The sequence below is a fragment of the Candidatus Saccharimonadales bacterium genome (genome assembly GCA_035317825.1).
Lineage (GTDB): Bacteria > Patescibacteriota > Saccharimonadia > Saccharimonadales > Saccharimonadaceae > DATHGB01.
The window spans coordinates 1-15,399 of the sequence record DATHGB010000011.1 but is presented as its reverse complement, the minus strand read 5'-3'; the positions used below and the strand labels follow the sequence as shown (position 1 = coordinate 15,399).

The following is a 15,399-nucleotide window of genomic DNA, read 5'->3' as shown; positions in this document are numbered from 1 at the left end:
GATGTCATAATATCATAGGTGCACCCTCTATATCTCTTGCCATAAACGTGTACAATAGTACCAATGTCAAATCACACCCAAGACCAACCTGCTTTATATAAAGAGATAGTAGCCTCACCACAAGAAGTCTATGATAAGATTGATGAACTTGCCACTACAATCATTCGTGAGTTCAAAGATAAAGATCCGCTTTTCGTGTGCCTACTCCGAGGAGGCATGCCGTTTGCTACCCAGCTGATGTTTGCTATCGCACGCCAAGATCCTTACTTTAATCCAGAGCTTGACTACATAACCGTCAGTCGCTATGGCAATAGTCAAATAGCATCTGAACCAAGAATCGTTATGGATCTAAGTCATAAATCTACCACGACTGATCGTACTATTATCATTCTGGACGACCTGATCGATAAAGGTGGCACATATTTATTTACCAAAAAACATCTAGAAAACAAAGGTGCGAGCGAGGTGTATCTTGCCGTCCTAGTCCAGCGTGAACTTGAAAAACCACGCGGATTTGATGCTGACTTTTATTGCATTAGTGTCAAGTCGGAAGAATGGTTTGTTGGCATGGGAATGGACGACACTCGTCTGGGTACAGAGGCTCATCGATGGACTGATTACGTAGCAATTGCTAATTCGCCTTCTGATCTATGACTCATCTCATAAAACCATCTACGAACGTTTTTATCATAAAGGATTCAAAAGTCCTTTTAGGACGACGAATTAATACTGGGTGGAAAGACGGCTGGCTTTGTGCTCCTGGTGGCCATGTCGAAAAAGGTGAAACGCCTTCTGTCGCTATACTTCGGGAAATCAAAGAGGAGTTAGGTGTTGACGTAAAGCCAGATGATCTAGAGTTTTTATGCGCCTATGCCCGTAACGATGATCCTTATGAATATTTTGCCTGCGAATTTATCATAAAAGATAAAGAATACGACTTTCAAAATGCCGAACCGGAAAAGTGCAGCGAATTAGTCTGGGTTGATATCCACAATCTACCGGATGACATCATTGATGACTTTCGTCATGCCATTGAAGAATCAATTTTAGGCGACAAACAATACCTTGAGCTTGGGTATTAGCCTTATCTCTAAGAATAACTTGTCTGATAGGTGTATAATAAGCTAGTTATGAACAGCCAGAAATTAACTGATCTAGGGGTGATGCTTGAACAAGCGACCAGCAACATCAAGCAATACGATCAGCATCAGGAGGATGCCGCGCACACTCCTACTATTCATGTTCCAAACGTAGGAAATACGCTATTATTTGCCTACGAGCAGCTACGCAATGCATCCGAAAACATACAAGATCACCTTTTGTTCCAACGAGCTATCTTACGTTTTTATAAGCGAAACCTACCTTTTGGCGTTAATAAATTGCCTACACGACTTGGACACGAACTTGTTATTGAACTAACCCAAGCCGAATATCTTAAAAACAACAGCATACCTACGTCAACCGCCGAAGAGCTAGATAAACTTATTCAAGAACTATATGCTGCCTACTGGACGCTAAAAAATGAATACAAGATACCAAACGAAACAGCCCAGAAATGGGTATTAGACCTACTATCGGTTAAATCGGAACAATTATTCAATAATCCGATCCGAATATTATCATTTGCACATTTAGCGCATGCACATTTTGTAAAATTGATTGATATTGGTGACAATATCGTTGATGATGAGTCGGTTGAAAAAGCCGACTATCAAATGCTACTTTATATCAGCCTTCATAAAGCATTGTTAAAATCTGACGATGCGAATATTCGTAATGCGCTTCTTGATCTATATTCGATATCAACGTCTAACATTCCAGAGTTCATAGAATTTAATAAGAAGTATGACGCACTCGCCGAACTAAAAACAACTGCACGGGTTTCAAGGCTAGTTAGTAAAAATGGCGCGCCACTTCGTATCCTTCGTTCTACATTCTTTACCACCCCAAGCAGCCTCAGCAGTATTGATATCAAAAATGAGTCAAAGACACTCAACATGATTGACTTTCAAGTTGACGAGGATTACAAGCAGGTCAAAAGAACTATTAAAGCTGGTGTTATAAAGAGTATCTTTTTCCTACTGATCACCAAAGCACTCATCGGCCTAGTTATTGAAATTCCATATGACATTATTGTTACGGGGTCTATTGTTATTCTTCCGCTCATCATTAACCTTCTTTTTCCACCGCTCTTTATTGCGATTACTGCACTAACATTCAAACATCCGTCCGACGTTAATAAAGCAGCGATCCTCGACTACGCTAAAACGATGGTCTACGAATCAAATACCGTACAGGCACCAATCCGATACGCCTCATCACAGGGCAGGAACTATGTTTTCAATACCGTGTATGTCATCATGTTTTTGGCCGCATTTTACCTGGTAGCATCAAGGCTTGCAGCACTTGAGTTTAATATCGTCCAAGGCGTTATTTTCTTTGTCTTTCTTTCAACAGCAAGCTTTTTGGGATATCGTTTGACCGTTCAGATTAAGGAGCTAGAAATCGTCAACACCAACCAAGGTATCATCGCTCTCATACGTGACTTCTTGTACTCGCCATTTATTTTTGTCGGCCAAAGGATCTCATACCGATTCGCACGAATGAATATTATTGCCCAAATTCTTGATATCGTCGTAGAGCTACCACTAAAGACAGTTCTAAAACTTATCAGGCAGTGGACGATATTCCTCAACAATAAAAAAGACGAACTCATATAAAATAAGCCGCATCTCGCGGCTTATTTTATATCGTTTTAATTAATTATGAACGACGTTTGTTTCGGAAGTAAAGTCCAGCATACGTTGCCGTAGACAAAACAGTACCGATGGTCATTGTACCAGCTAGGCTAGAGCCAGTGTGTGGCAATTCTGCTGGTACTTCTTCGGGAAGAACCACAACAGGAGCTGGAGTTTCCGGAGTCTGAGCTTCAGGAGTTGGAACTTCTGGAGTTACAGGTGGGGTCACAGGCGTACATTCGTTCTGAGCCTTTTTGATGATCTTGCCACTAATATATTGGTTACCGTGGCCATTTGAACCAACGGTTTCGATCTTCGGCGCATAATAAACGTCTACCTGGATGTTTTTACAGCTTTCGGGTAGTTCAATTGCCATAGTAGTTGCTTTAGCTTCACCTTTTTTCAAAACGGCAGTTGCGTTACCAAAAATTGTTTGTGGTGATGCGGTTGGGTTATGCGTGAATGGCTGACCGTTATAGTTGTCAGGCATCGTATATGACGAAAAGAACAATGTTACGTCGTTACAAAGCGGCTTGTTATTTGCCGTAGCTACGGTCACATTACTATTACTTTTCCAGGTAACCACGAGGTTACTTCGTACGCTACCATCAACACATGTTGACGTATTGGTTGCGTTTGCCGATGGAGCTACAAATGTAAGCACTCCTGTTAAAGCGGCTAACGCGATAAAACTCTTAAATACAATGTTCATAAACACCTCTCAAATATTACTCTCATCTTTCATATTATCATATTAGTGCTTATTTGTCAATATTATGATAGAACGTAAGCGTGATAAGGGCGCTCGAAAGGAGTACAATAAAGATATAATCAAGGAGGAAATATGTTCAAAGACACACCAGCATTCAGCGGTTTTTCGGTTAACGATCTAGCTGCTGCAAAAGAATTTTATGGTAACGTGCTAGGTCTGAACGTCGAGCAAGAGCCGGCGCCAATGGATATGTTGACACTTCATCTTGCAACAGGTGGTGAAGTCCTTATTTACCCCAAGGAGGACCACACACCAGCAACCTATACGGTACTCAACTTCCCTGTCGAGGATACTGACAAAGCGGTTGATGATCTTGTTGCTAAAGGTGTTACTTTTGAAAAATACGAAGGCATGACCGACGAAAAGGGTATCGCCCGAGGTATTTCGCAGAATATGGGACCAGATATTGCCTGGTTCAAAGACCCGTCTGGCAATATTCTTTCTGTTCTACACGACGCGTAAGAGCATTTACGCTCCTATTGGATGGCCATACGTTTCACTAAGGGGTAACAAATTCGGAATGCCGAACTCTTGCCCCATTTTTTCAAACTGGACTGTTTTATGTTCACCGAATTGCCTAATAAATTCTTTGTACTGTTCGTATGAGTTAAAATGCGGTGGTGAGGGCATTTTTGAATGAAATTTGTCCGCATACATAACAAGCCGCTCTTCTTTGGTTTCAGCTAAGTAATCTTGCTGTGGCAAAGGGAAATTCTGCTCTATAATGTCGGCTTTTGTTAGCCCAACACCCGTATGGTGGGATGCAAACCGCCGAATTACTTCCGGAAAACCTTCGGCTTTTAAAATTGCTTCGCCGCGATTTCCATGCGTAATGAAATGTAGGCCGTCGCGTCTCCTGCCTTCTTCGTCAAGAATAGGGTGAACCCCAATGTCGTGCAGCAAACAGCCGACTCTTACTAAATCTGCATCAATGACAATGTTATTTGTCGCAATTAGCTGATCGGCTATATCCGCGACTATCTTACAGTGAGTAAAGATCAGGTCAAATACTTTCTCACTAGGCGCATACTTTTCATGAAGAGATTCTATTTCTTGAAAGGTAGGGAGATGCATGGTCATCATTATATCAAGATATGCATTGTGAAGGCCTACGCCGTCGGAATAGGAGATTCTGGCGGTCTACTATCAGCGACAATCTTATTCGCCTGCAGTTCACTTCCTAATACTTGCTGAACTTGCTCAAGGCTAATTTCGACTGTGCTGCCTGGGGCAACATTCCCAGAAAGCATTTGTTTGGCCACGGTGTTTTCGACTGCACGTTGAACGACACGGCGCATTGGGCGAGCGCCCAGGCGAGGGTCATATCCTTTATCTACAAGGAATAGTTTTGCGTCCTGGGCAACAGCTACCTTCACTTTTTGCAAAGCTAAGGTCTTGTTGATACCAGCCAATATCAGATCGATCACTTGCAATAATTCTTCTTTGCCAAGCGGACGGAAGGTAACGATTTCGTCAAAACGGTTCAAGAATTCAGGTCTGAATTGATTACTACTGATTAGTTCGTCAATAAACTGGCTTTCGAATTGTTCCAGCTGGTAACCGCGTTCGATATATTCGCGGATTCTATCGGCTCCTGCGTTAGATGTCGCGATGACGATCGTATCGCGAAAACTAATCTCGCGGTTTTTGATATCGCGCAGAATTCCTTCGTCCAACAGCTGTAGAAGTGTCGTTAACACATTCGGGTGAGCTTTTTCAATTTCATCAAGCAGCACGACACTAAAAGGTTGCTTCATTGCCTGGGCGGTAAGACTGGTTGGGTCATCCGCACCATCCGCAATAAGGCGCGTGACATCTTCTGGCCGTACATATTCGTTAAGATCAAGCCGTATCATGCGGGCTTCGCCGCCAAAGTACACGTCAGCTAGCGCTTTGGCTAACTCTGTTTTACCAACACCGGTCGGACCTAAGAATAAGAACGTACCGATTGGGCGATTTTGATTGCGTACCCCTGCCCTCGCCCTACGAAGCGCATCACTCACCACGCCCACAGCCCTGGTCTGGTTGATCATTCGTTTGTGGATTAAATCTTCAAGGTGAAGGAGTTTATCACGTTCATCCTCACCGCTTGCGACGCCAACTTTGATATCCATCGTTTGTTCGATCGTTTTTTGAACTGATGCGGCCGTCACCAGCCCGTCTTCGCTATATCCCGCAGCCGATTCCATTAATTTGATAGCTCTGCCTGGCATTGCGAGGTCATGTACGTAGCGTTCGCTTAAACGATAGGCCTCTTCAAGCGCCTGATACATATAGGTTACCTTACGCTGGAATTCAGTCATAATCAGCTGATCTTGCATTACCGCAAGTGTTTCTTGTTCGTTTGCCGCGCTAATACTGATACGGTTAAGCGCATTTACGAGTGCCGGATTACGCTGGCCAATTTGCAGGAATCGCTGTTCATCCATGGTTAAGATCATACGAAGGCGTCCTGCTTCAAGAATAGGCAATAGGACATTGCTAAGGTCGACCGAGCCAACTCCTTCTTCGAAAAACAACTGCGCGTTATCAAGGCAGATAATGATGTTTTTAGCGTTATAGGCCTCACCCAGCACCTGCATAATAAGATTCTCTAGCTCGCCACGACCTGGAGCCGCCGAAATCAGGCTGGACGCATCGAGGATAAAGACTTGACGAAATTTAAGGCTTTCAGGTAATTTCATTGTTGCGTCCAAAAGCCGTTCGGCAAATGCATGGATAAGCGTCGTCTTACCGACGCCTGCAGGCCCTACAAGGGCGACATTTTGTCGGCCAGCATTACCAAATGTATTAATAAGCTGGTCAAGCGCCTGCGTGTGCGCCTCTAGCTCAACCGAAAGAAGCCCGCCTCGTGCAATTTGATCGCTAATATTTTGGCCAAAACGCGTCAGGAGGGGGATATACCCGAATGACCAGTCACGCGCAAGACCGCCAGTCCGTTTAGGACTTGAGTGTTTTGCAAACAAATCATGGATATGCTGCTGCCAGTGGACGCCATGCAGTAAATCATCCTCGTCCAATTGCAGACGAGCAAGTAGCCCTTCGTAATCCGGAAAGGATCGCACAAGGGCAACGACAAGAACGCTTCCTGAAATTTGCTTTGCTTCCGTTTGTTCTTTTACGAGCATTGCAGCTTGCCATACGGCTGCAGTTTGGCTGACCTCGTTCGACGCAATATTTTGCAAGAGTCCAGCCCCAATACCAAATCTTGCTCCAAAGAACTGCCCGCCCGATACTCGACCGACGGCAAGCGCAATGTCATGAGGAGTAGGATTATTCGGAAGTTGGCCTAAAACATCGCCCGCTAAAAGATCGTCAATTGTTTTTGGATCTTTACTTTTGACTGGCAGTTCTTTTAATTCATGCGTATACCAAACCCTAATAATAAACGGAAGCGCCGCAAGTCCGACCAGCAGCCATCCAATCGCTATCCCAATGGCAAGAAGCGCGACTCCTGAAATGAGCAAAAGAACGACAAAAACAGGTAGAAGTTGCTGCCAAATTCCACTAAGAGCATGGCCGATACGCGCTTTTTGCGCTCTTGGGCTGCTGTATTGAAATGTTACCGTATCCACGGCATCCATCCTGACAACCACAATATGATGCCGAATATCGGCAGAAGCGGCACGAACGCCCAGAGAATCAAACCAATACACCCGATAAGTCCCGTTAGGATAATGGCACAGATACCTATGATTACCATGAAGGAGCGGATCATCCCGCCGATCATACGTGAAATAAGGCCGTCAAAGAACGCTCGCATCTGTACGGCTAGCGGCCCGTTCACTTTACCAGCAGAAATCTGACGAAAGGGTGAGAATAGTGTTTTGAGTAAAAGTCCGATCGAAAAGAAATCCATAGTTGAATCGACATGTTCACGCATAATCGAAATACGCTCGCGCCACCCCGGGCCGTACCACCATGAAAGAATCCCCACTATAAACATAATCTTATTGTAACGCACACCCTTCGGTTACGCTATAATAGATGTATGTCAAAACCATATGTGACGCTGCTCGGCAAAGCTGTCCGCTATATTACTCGTCTACGCGGAGGCGGATCTGCCCTTCCCGGCCTGTTTGTCGAAAAGATTGATCCTGATTTTATTAAACGTACGCTTTCCACGTTGCCACAAGGGGTTGTGGTTATTAGCGGCACTAACGGCAAAACTACCACGACGAAAATGGTCGTTGAATTACTGGAAAGCCAGGGCCTAAAGGTTTTTACCAATCGCACAGGTAGTAACTTTACTCGTGGTGTTGCCGCAGCACTTCTAGGCGAAGTCGATAATAAAGGGGTCATTGACGCCGATATTGCCATTCTGGAACTAGACGAAGCACATGCCGTGTCATTCGTTAAAAATGTCCCACCTCGCTACAGTCTGCTTTTGAACGTTATGCGCGACCAACTAGATCGTTTTGGCGAAATTGATGCAACCGCTAAAATGCTCGCCATTATTGCTAAAAGCACGACTGAAACGGTGGTGCTGAACCGCGAAGATCCCCGGGTAGCGGCAATTGCAGGTGTTCTTACGTATCAAAAGATTAATTACTTTGGCCTATCCCCAAAACTTGCCCATCTTTTTCCAAATGACGACGAAATGCGTGGTAAATCCGCACAGACGGGCAAACGTCAAACGCTCCAGGCTGGCGTCGTTCTTGAATCGCTAAAAGAAGGCGTCGCGAGTTTTACCATGGACGGGCATTCCGTTTCGACAGCGCTCAAACTACAGGGTATTTATAACGTTTACAATGCAGCGGCCGCACTTGCTCTTGCAGGGGTAATTGTCGGCGAAACAATGGACAAAGAAAAGCTCGTTGCAGCGCTCGCAGAAATCACCCCCGCTTTTGGACGCGGTGAAACAGTCGTCATTGGCGGCCAGCCGTTAGAATTAGTGCTTGTTAAAAACCCGAGTGGGTTTCGTCTAAGTCTCTCGTCGTTCAAGCCCGAAGGCTACGCCACAATGATCGCTATTAACGATAATTATGCCGACGGACGGGACATGTCATGGCTCTGGGATGTTGAATTTGACAGTCTAAAAGAAGCCGGCGTCGCCGAGGTGACCGGAATGCGTGCATACGATATGGCTCTTCGATTGCAATACGACGAAGTACTGATATCTCATGTCGAGCCGGATCTCACGGAAGCACTTCGTCACTTTATTACGTCGAATGCTGACAGCCCTAAACGGATTTTCTGTACCTACACCTCTATGCTCGCCCTTCGGCGGGAGCTAAGCAAGATGACAGAAGTTGAGGTTATTTCATGAACGAAAAACAGATTACGATTTTGCAGTTATATCCTCATGACATGAATATTTATGGCGACTGGGGAAATGTCCTGGTACTAAAACGACGTCTTGAATGGCATGGGTATACGGTGAATCTGCTTGAATACAACCAAGGGGACAAATTCCCTGATAATGTCGACTTAGTTATTGGCGGTGGCGGTCAAGATTCGGGACAAGATAATATCCAGACGGACTTACTCTCAATCAGTACAAAGCTTCATGATCTAGCAAACGACGATGTCCCCATGCTTATGATTTGCGGACTATACCAGTTATTCGGTAAATTCTTTAAGGCGAGCGATGGACACACTATTGAAGGAATTGGCCTTTTAGATATTGAGACGCACGCCGGACCAGAGCGGCTCATAGGGAACATTACGACAAAAAGTAGTGAATTTGGTGAAATTATCGGGTATGAAAACCATAGCGGACTTACTTTTCTTGGCCAGGGCGTCCAGCCACTTGGTCACGTTATAAAAGGCGCGGGTAACAATGGACAGGATGACACCGAGGGCGCACGCTATCGAAATGTCGTGGCTAGCTATCTGCATGGGTCACTTTTGCCCAAAAACCCTCATCTTGCAGATTTCCTCGTTGAAAAAGCAATTATCAAAAAGTATGGTGAATTTATTCCAACCGTTATTGATGATCGTTTTGCAGATCTGGCTAGGGAAGCTGCGCTAAAACGTCCCCGTTAAACAAAAACACGCCCCATTACGAGGCGCGATTTTATCTAAATCTAGAAAAATATTAGTAGGTTGATTTCGTTTTGCTACTAACGACGTCTTGCGTGAAGATTACCATTATCGAGGCTTTGTCCGTAAATACATTACCGTAAGAACAAGATTCGGTCTTGCCGTACCCTTCGATTTGGCTTTCTGTACAATTTTCTGCTTTCTTACCTGTTGCGTCTTCAACTTGAGCTTTAGTCATACCATTTTCAATTTTGGCATACGAAGCCTCGACATCCCATTTGGCATCACTTTTTGGAGCATCACTTGAAGATTCATCCGTAGCTGGAGTTGTGCTTGTATTAGTATTGTCAATTACCGTAGTAGTCCCGCGCTGAGTTGCGCCGTATACTCCACTAAGTGCAAGGACGACGACAGTAAGTATGATTGCAAGTACCTTATTCTTTTCATAATCCGCTAACTTATTACCTTGTTTGTCCCGTGTTCCGTCGCATAATAAAATGATCAGGTCAACGAACCACCAAATGCCAAGCCCGCCAAACGTAAATAACTTTAAAAGCCCCGTGCCCACTTTGCCCAGATAGAAACGATCAACCCCAAATACACCTACTAAAATGCTAAGAATCCACGTAACTAGAAAACTTTTTCCTCCGCGCTGATTTGCTGCTTCCATTGTTCCCCCTTAAGATATGGTTTATATCAGCATTTTATCAGGTTTATTATATAAAGATAAGTGTATTTATTTTTGCAAAGATTTTAACGCTTCAACCACCTGCTCGCCGTGGCCAAGCGGTGTTACTCGTCCGTAGACTTTTACAACCATCCCTTTGGGATCAATAATAAATGTCTTGCGAAGAATTCCTTCTTTACCAAACATCTTTTTACCCCATGCGCCGTAAGCATTCATTGCCGTTCGGTCAGGATCACTTAAAAGCGTAAAGTTTAATGTGTGTCTAGCTTTAAACTTTTCGTGGCTCGTAGCATCGTCGCTGCTAACGCCAACTACCTCGGCATCAAGCGCGGTAATGTCATCGCGTGCATCACGAAGACTACAGGCCTCGACCGTACAGCCAGGAGTATCATCCTTAGGATAGAAATAGAGCACCAACCACTTCCCTTTGTAATCAGTGAGGTTATGCATAGCACCTTCGTCATCTTTAAGTGAGAATTCTGGTGCTGGATAGGGAGTGGTGTTTATCGTCATATATTTAGTATACCTTTTCAGGAAACCTTCACGAATGCTTTGATATACTAGATACAATGATTGCTAAATCCAGCCTGTTAAAGACAGCCCCTTCCCGTATACTGGCTCTCGACTACCTCCGCGGTTTTTTTATTATAGTGATTATCGTTGATCATTTATGGCGCTGGCCAAGTTTATTTGAAGTCGTGAGCGGACGCGGGGAACTATGGGCATCCGCGGCCGAAGGTTTTGTCATTATCTCTGGGTTATTAGTGGGGTATGTCAGAGGATACAAGAACCGTAACAAACCCCTATTAGAGGTCAGCCAGAAGCTCATCAAACGCGGCCTACTCCTTTATATTTGGATGCTTATCACTACCGTTGCGTTAGTTGCAGCTTCGTGGGCACTTAATTTTAAGGGAGACATGGCATATATTCCTATTCCTATCGGGCACTGGAATGAACTAGTCATGAGTGCGCTCCGGTTCGATTACGTTCACACACTCACACACTTCTTGTATCTTTACGCCATCTTCCTCATTCTTTCGCCCCTTGCGATTTGGCTTTTGCGCCGCAAGAAAGCATGGATAGTAGCCTGCATTTCAGCTGCCATGTGGATTCTAGGCGTCGTCAACTCTATTGAATGGATGCAGTGGCAACTTCTCTTCTTCCTGCCTGCAATCGCCGGATTTTACCTTGATTCGATCTTTGCCAAATATTACAGCCTGGCTAAAAAGCAGCAGCAGGTCATTCGCTTCGGAACTATAGGGCTGATGGCCGTAACAGTTCTTGCAGCTGCATTAGTAGTTCTTCCGATGTCACCAGGCGAATACGAGAGCTCATTATTCGGACGTGATCCCATCACGCTCGCCACCATACTGACATCATTCATTTGGTTTATCGGGCTGCTTAGTCTTTTTCAGCTGATATTGCCATTCCTAAAACGCTGGCTTGGCTGGTTGTTGATTGCCTTTGGAGAGCGGTCACTGACTGCATATATTCTTCATACAATACCGCTCGTACTATGCCAGCTACTATTCGTGCAGTTTAATAACATATGGCTAAACACCCTACTCGGTATCGGTTGTATACTATTTACTTGGGGACTTTTGAAAATCCCCCACATAAATAAGCTTATTCCGCGCTAAAGGTTGCGACCGTAAGAGAACCAAACTTTTCATCGCCTGTCTGGTTGAGAAGCAGTGGAATTTCCAGGCTAGGCTGATCGTAGTAAGCATAGTAAACGGTCTTTTTATCTGCAAGTTGGCTGGCTGGATCACTAATACGGAGGGGACTTTCGGAAAGTAGCGCATACCCACCGCCTAGTTTTGCATCCTTACTGTAAAAATGAATATCACAATCTTTTGGAACGTAGTAGGCAAGTTCAATAGCAACATACGGATCGGCAGCCATAATAGTAGCACCTGTTTCGCATAGCTCTAAAAGGGCTGCCGCACGGGCAACATCAGGTTTTTGCAAACGCTGGAAGTTGTAGTTTCCAACTTGTATCAAATGAGCAACACCAACCACAAGAACTACGACCAAAAGCGCAGCGGCCTGAACGGTAACGGTCGTCGTTTTTTTCGTTACAAGTGCTACAGCGACACCCACAAATAGCATCCCGCCAATTGCAATATGCGCTAGATAGCGCTCAACATACATCGGTCGGAAAAGTGATACGAGCGTCAGCACAATAATGGGAATCAAAACGTAAAATGCCAGCAGCAAAAGGTACTTCTTTTTATCATTTGACACAACCTTAAACGCTTGTACGGTGACGTAACCAAGCGTTCCAATGACAAATACCACCAGAAGGGATAGTAGCGCATTCAACTGCCAAACCGGCTGATACACAAAGTTGAATGATATAATTCCCAGCAAGTTTTCAAGTGTCATTGCCTGTGAAATTGGTGCTAATGCCCCGTTACTTATTTGCCTTACGAACGTTGGTAACCACGGCAAGAACAAGATCACACTGCCAGCGAATGCGAATAACCAAGGAGCTCTAAGGACCGGCTTCTTTTCACGGTACGTAATCCAACCTAGCCACACTAGATGAGCCACCCACAACAGTGCCGTGTAGTACAACGTATAGACTCCGATAGCAACCAGCACGGCATATAGTCCGTAACGAATCCAGAGCTGCCTTTTCGTTTTAGCATCGACTGCCGACACGAGCACATATGTGGCTGCAATACCGATTAGCGATGCGAGCGCGTACATGCGAATCTCGAATCCGTATCGGAGGAGAAATGGCGCAAACAAAATGAACGGAAGGGTTATAAGCGCTGTCCGTACGCCAAACATTCGCTTCACAAGTAAGCCTCCAATAACTAGTGACCCGCCAAGCGCAAGGACGCTTAAGCTTCGAAGCGCAAATTCGCTCCACCCGAATAGTCCAGCCCAACCTTTTAGCAGCAGATAATAAAGTGGCGGATGAGTATCTACCGCTGTTAAATGCAATAGCTGTTCGATAGGCTGCTTAGCAACCATAATTGAATACGCTTCGTCAAACCACACACTCTGCGCCAGACCAATTGCTAAGCTGACAAGCATAGCCACAGCCGCTCCAACTATAAGTATTGCCGTAAAATGTCGCTCTGCCCAGCTAGTACGCCTGACATGGAAAACCCGTTCAAGAATCTTTTGTATCATATAGATTTATGGTAGCGCCTTTGAACTAAAAAAGCCACCAGTAGAAAACTACTGGAAATGTTACACGGTTTAGTCTATAATCACCTAAGTAACACCTATCGGGGTGTGGCGCAGTTGATAGCGCGCTCGGTTTGGGACCGAGAGGTCGAAGGTTTGAGTCCTTTCACCCCGACCAATTGAATTTATTATGTTATAGTATGTATTTTACATACTATTTTAATATATTGACTAACCTATCTATTGACATTATTCACATATTAGTATATTATAATATATGTTCTTTAACAAATGGAAAATCACACATAGGTACGGCATCTTGTTTCTAATAACTTAGAGATAAAATGCCGCACCTATAGGCCAGCCGCTCCGGCCAGCCAACGGTAAACCTCGAGAGGAGCCCAGTCATTATGACCAGGTTCAACCAGTTCCGTAACTCCAACACCCGTATCGCCGACCTCCCGTGGGGACAGATGACGCAGTTCGTCACCCGTCTCAACAACGCGGGTCTGACCGGCGATGACGTGAAGAAGTTGCTTGACAACCCCGAGTTGCTGATCAAGGTGGCGGAAGCTACCAAGGCGCTGCTCGCGGAGCCCATCTGGGGTTCGGGACGGTTCTTCCTGCCCACCAAGTTCTGGAACACCATCGACGGCACAGCTTACAACGCCGTGCCCAAGGTGCAGATGAAGCGCCCTGAGGGCTACGACTTCTGCTGCGCGAACTCGAACCACATTCTGGTGCATGTCAGGTGCGAGAACTGCTCCTGCAACACGCACTGGGCGGAGGCCACCCTAGTTCACCTGAGTGACCAGTGGGTGGACGTCGCCCGCGGTGTGCAGGTTCAGAAGAGCCACTCCGACGGTATCGTGGTGCGTACGCTCAAGGCCTCCTGAGGAAGTCTTGGTCGCACGACCGCATCTCCACCGTGTGATTTCCCATGACGTTTTAGGTTAAACCCCGTCTTACCTGTTCGAGAGCACACCCCGCGTAGTGCCTCACGGTGCTAGGCGGGGTGTTTGCTATCTTAAAATATTACACTATATGCTTTAGGCTGTTGACTGGAATCATTTAGCCACAACTCCTTTACTAATTCTCTACCCACGGTCGGGCTGGTGATTATATAATCCAATAGTTTGAGGAGTAGATGATCATCTCGACCATGAAAAGTGCCGTTCGTTTGGACGGCTTTTTTCATTTCAAGGCAACTGACGAAAAGATGCTACCATTAGAGAATGAAAAAATCAGTATTGATCACCGCCGTTTCTGGCTCTGGTAAGTCTACCGTATGTAAAGCTTTGGTTGACCTTGGCTATGAAGCATACGATATTGAAAGTATTCCAGGTCTATTCACATTAGTAGATGAAGAGACTGGAAAGCCAATTCCGGGTAAAGACATCGGAGATCTTGCCCGTAATACTGACGGTGAGTGGGTATGCGATCTAGAGAAACTGAAGTCGATTATTGCAAAGCAGCAATCTGAAATAGCATTTTATTGTGGAGGCACAAGCCGTACGGAAGAAATGATGGCAATATTTGATCATACGGCCGTATTGCAGGTTTCTGATGAAACGACTCTTGCCAGGCTATCTACTCGTCAAGCTCATGAATTTGGTGGTACAGACGATGTTAGAAATTGGGTACTGAGCTGGAAACATAGAGTGGAAGCAGACTGACTGTCGGCTGGTGGAGTTAGTATTGATGCTGAGCCAGAACCTGACGTAGTAGCCCAGAGCGTTATTGATAGATTCACGAAAACAACGGGATAGCTTCGTAGCCTTAAAGCCTTATTGAATCTAACTTTTTATCATCAAAAACAACCGATTCATGAAACTTTTTGATAGCAAGCTGATATTTCTCTAGGGTAGCAGTGATGTTTAGCAAAATATGCAGAGGTGCATGCTAGGCAGACCATTATAGCTATGCCATACTGAAGACATATGAAAAAACAAAAAATATCTACGAAGCGCCTATTAGGTTATCGATTTCTAGCCTACAGTACAGACTTTGTTATTTTGATGATAATCGTGATGGGAGTTCAATTTGGATTTAGTTATCTGACGGATGGAGTC

General features: G+C 45.0%; 17 protein-coding genes and 1 tRNA gene. 11 read left to right on the top strand and 7 right to left on the bottom strand.

What is annotated here, in order from left to right; translation table 11 throughout:
- The first annotated feature begins 63 nt into the window (after window positions 1-63).
- The 3 genes from VK497_01860 to VK497_01850 are packed head-to-tail and all read left to right on the top strand — an operon-like array spanning window position 64 to window position 2,720.
- The gene (locus VK497_01860; protein ID HMI09124.1) at window positions 64-654 is read left to right on the top strand and encodes a phosphoribosyltransferase family protein; all 591 of its coding nucleotides are present in this window, start codon (window positions 64-66) and stop codon (window positions 652-654) included.
- Window positions 651-1,082, top strand: a complete 432-nt coding sequence (locus tag VK497_01855; GenBank protein ID HMI09123.1) for an NUDIX domain-containing protein — start codon at window positions 651-653, stop codon at window positions 1,080-1,082. Before VK497_01860 ends, VK497_01855 begins: the two co-directional genes overlap by 4 nt.
- A 48-nt stretch (window positions 1,083-1,130) precedes the next feature.
- A complete protein-coding gene (locus VK497_01850) occupies window positions 1,131-2,720 on the top strand; it encodes a hypothetical protein (protein HMI09122.1) in 1,590 nt (529 codons plus the stop codon).
- A gap of 43 nt (window positions 2,721-2,763) precedes the next feature.
- On the opposite strand, the gene VK497_01845 is transcribed toward VK497_01850, so the two are convergent.
- On the bottom strand, window positions 2,764-3,450 hold the full coding sequence (locus VK497_01845) for an LPXTG cell wall anchor domain-containing protein (protein HMI09121.1): 687 nt from the start codon (window positions 3,448-3,450) through the stop codon (window positions 2,764-2,766).
- Window positions 3,451-3,582: 132 nt separating this feature from the next.
- Between VK497_01845 and VK497_01840 the strand changes: the two genes are divergently transcribed.
- The gene (locus tag VK497_01840) at window positions 3,583-3,972 is read left to right on the top strand and encodes a VOC family protein (GenBank protein ID HMI09120.1); all 390 of its coding nucleotides are present in this window, start codon (window positions 3,583-3,585) and stop codon (window positions 3,970-3,972) included.
- Between the two features lie 6 nt (window positions 3,973-3,978).
- On the opposite strand, the gene VK497_01835 is transcribed toward VK497_01840, so the two are convergent.
- From VK497_01835 to VK497_01825, 3 genes are read right to left on the bottom strand one after another with little or no spacing between them, the layout of a single operon-like run.
- The gene (locus VK497_01835; protein HMI09119.1) at window positions 3,979-4,584 is read right to left on the bottom strand and encodes an HD domain-containing protein; all 606 of its coding nucleotides are present in this window, start codon (window positions 4,582-4,584) and stop codon (window positions 3,979-3,981) included.
- Between the two features lie 35 nt (window positions 4,585-4,619).
- Window positions 4,620-7,094 (bottom strand): AAA family ATPase, encoded by a 2,475-nt coding sequence (locus tag VK497_01830; GenBank protein ID HMI09118.1) that lies wholly within the window; start codon window positions 7,092-7,094, stop codon window positions 4,620-4,622.
- The gene (locus tag VK497_01825; GenBank protein HMI09117.1) at window positions 7,073-7,456 is read right to left on the bottom strand and encodes a hypothetical protein; all 384 of its coding nucleotides are present in this window, start codon (window positions 7,454-7,456) and stop codon (window positions 7,073-7,075) included. The genes VK497_01830 and VK497_01825 overlap by 22 nt, the downstream gene beginning before the upstream one ends.
- A gap of 45 nt (window positions 7,457-7,501) precedes the next feature.
- On the opposite strand from VK497_01825, the gene VK497_01820 reads away from it, so the two are divergent.
- Window positions 7,502-8,779, top strand: coding sequence for a MurT ligase domain-containing protein (locus VK497_01820; protein HMI09116.1), 1,278 nt, complete (start codon window positions 7,502-7,504; stop codon window positions 8,777-8,779).
- Window positions 8,776-9,498, top strand: coding sequence for a glutamine amidotransferase (locus VK497_01815; protein ID HMI09115.1), 723 nt, complete (start codon window positions 8,776-8,778; stop codon window positions 9,496-9,498). The genes VK497_01820 and VK497_01815 overlap by 4 nt, the downstream gene beginning before the upstream one ends.
- Window positions 9,499-9,550: 52 nt before the next feature.
- Here VK497_01815 and VK497_01810 read toward each other — a convergent pair whose 3' ends face one another.
- Both VK497_01810 and VK497_01805 read right to left on the bottom strand, forming a co-directional pair.
- Window positions 9,551-10,165: a TM2 domain-containing protein gene (locus VK497_01810; GenBank protein ID HMI09114.1), complete on the bottom strand. Its 615-nt coding sequence runs from the start codon at window positions 10,163-10,165 to the stop codon at window positions 9,551-9,553.
- A 66-nt stretch (window positions 10,166-10,231) separates the two neighbouring features.
- Entirely contained in the window at window positions 10,232-10,696 is a 465-nt protein-coding gene (locus tag VK497_01805) for a peroxiredoxin (GenBank protein HMI09113.1), read from the bottom strand.
- A 56-nt stretch (window positions 10,697-10,752) separates the two neighbouring features.
- Between VK497_01805 and opgC the strand changes: the two genes are divergently transcribed.
- The gene (gene opgC / locus VK497_01800) at window positions 10,753-11,823 is read left to right on the top strand and encodes an OpgC domain-containing protein (GenBank protein HMI09112.1); all 1,071 of its coding nucleotides are present in this window, start codon (window positions 10,753-10,755) and stop codon (window positions 11,821-11,823) included.
- On the opposite strand, the gene VK497_01795 is transcribed toward opgC, so the two are convergent.
- Window positions 11,810-13,330 carry a glycosyltransferase family 39 protein gene (locus tag VK497_01795; GenBank protein HMI09111.1) on the bottom strand — a complete coding sequence of 507 codons (1,521 nt, stop codon included), beginning with the start codon at window positions 13,328-13,330 and terminating at the stop codon, window positions 11,810-11,812. The genes opgC and VK497_01795 overlap by 14 nt on opposite strands.
- A 99-nt stretch (window positions 13,331-13,429) precedes the next feature.
- Here VK497_01795 and VK497_01790 point away from each other — a divergent pair.
- From VK497_01790 to VK497_01775, 4 genes are all read left to right on the top strand, one after another.
- Window positions 13,430-13,505 (top strand) — tRNA-Pro (locus VK497_01790).
- A gap of 232 nt (window positions 13,506-13,737) precedes the next feature.
- On the top strand, window positions 13,738-14,223 hold the full coding sequence (locus VK497_01785; GenBank protein HMI09110.1) for a hypothetical protein: 486 nt from the start codon (window positions 13,738-13,740) through the stop codon (window positions 14,221-14,223).
- 251 nt (window positions 14,224-14,474) lie between these two features.
- Window positions 14,475-14,606 carry a hypothetical protein gene (locus VK497_01780; protein ID HMI09109.1) on the top strand — a complete coding sequence of 44 codons (132 nt, stop codon included), beginning with the start codon at window positions 14,475-14,477 and terminating at the stop codon, window positions 14,604-14,606.
- A complete protein-coding gene (locus VK497_01775) occupies window positions 14,563-15,003 on the top strand; it encodes an AAA family ATPase (GenBank protein HMI09108.1) in 441 nt (146 codons plus the stop codon). Before VK497_01780 ends, VK497_01775 begins: the two co-directional genes overlap by 44 nt.
- Window positions 15,004-15,399: the final 396 nt, after the last annotated feature.

Coding starts and splice junctions, on each gene's coding strand:
- VK497_01815 (HMI09115.1), top strand. CDS start 8,776: ATGAACGAAAAACAGATTACGATTTTGCAGTTATATCCTCATGACATG.
- VK497_01785 (HMI09110.1), top strand. CDS start 13,738: ATGACCAGGTTCAACCAGTTCCGTAACTCCAACACCCGTATCGCCGAC.
- VK497_01775 (HMI09108.1), top strand. CDS start 14,563: ATGAAAAAATCAGTATTGATCACCGCCGTTTCTGGCTCTGGTAAGTCT.
- VK497_01810 (HMI09114.1), bottom strand. CDS start 10,165: ATGGAAGCAGCAAATCAGCGCGGAGGAAAAAGTTTTCTAGTTACGTGG.
- VK497_01780 (HMI09109.1), top strand. CDS start 14,475: ATGATCATCTCGACCATGAAAAGTGCCGTTCGTTTGGACGGCTTTTTT.
- VK497_01845 (HMI09121.1), bottom strand. CDS start 3,450: ATGAACATTGTATTTAAGAGTTTTATCGCGTTAGCCGCTTTAACAGGA.
- VK497_01850 (HMI09122.1), top strand. CDS start 1,131: ATGAACAGCCAGAAATTAACTGATCTAGGGGTGATGCTTGAACAAGCG.
- VK497_01795 (HMI09111.1), bottom strand. CDS start 13,330: ATGATACAAAAGATTCTTGAACGGGTTTTCCATGTCAGGCGTACTAGC.
- VK497_01805 (HMI09113.1), bottom strand. CDS start 10,696: ATGACGATAAACACCACTCCCTATCCAGCACCAGAATTCTCACTTAAA.
- VK497_01830 (HMI09118.1), bottom strand. CDS start 7,094: ATGGATGCCGTGGATACGGTAACATTTCAATACAGCAGCCCAAGAGCG.
- VK497_01840 (HMI09120.1), top strand. CDS start 3,583: ATGTTCAAAGACACACCAGCATTCAGCGGTTTTTCGGTTAACGATCTA.
- VK497_01860 (HMI09124.1), top strand. CDS start 64: ATGTCAAATCACACCCAAGACCAACCTGCTTTATATAAAGAGATAGTA.
- VK497_01855 (HMI09123.1), top strand. CDS start 651: ATGACTCATCTCATAAAACCATCTACGAACGTTTTTATCATAAAGGAT.
- VK497_01835 (HMI09119.1), bottom strand. CDS start 4,584: ATGCATCTCCCTACCTTTCAAGAAATAGAATCTCTTCATGAAAAGTAT.
- VK497_01820 (HMI09116.1), top strand. CDS start 7,502: ATGTCAAAACCATATGTGACGCTGCTCGGCAAAGCTGTCCGCTATATT.
- VK497_01825 (HMI09117.1), bottom strand. CDS start 7,456: ATGTTTATAGTGGGGATTCTTTCATGGTGGTACGGCCCGGGGTGGCGC.
- opgC (HMI09112.1), top strand. CDS start 10,753: ATGATTGCTAAATCCAGCCTGTTAAAGACAGCCCCTTCCCGTATACTG.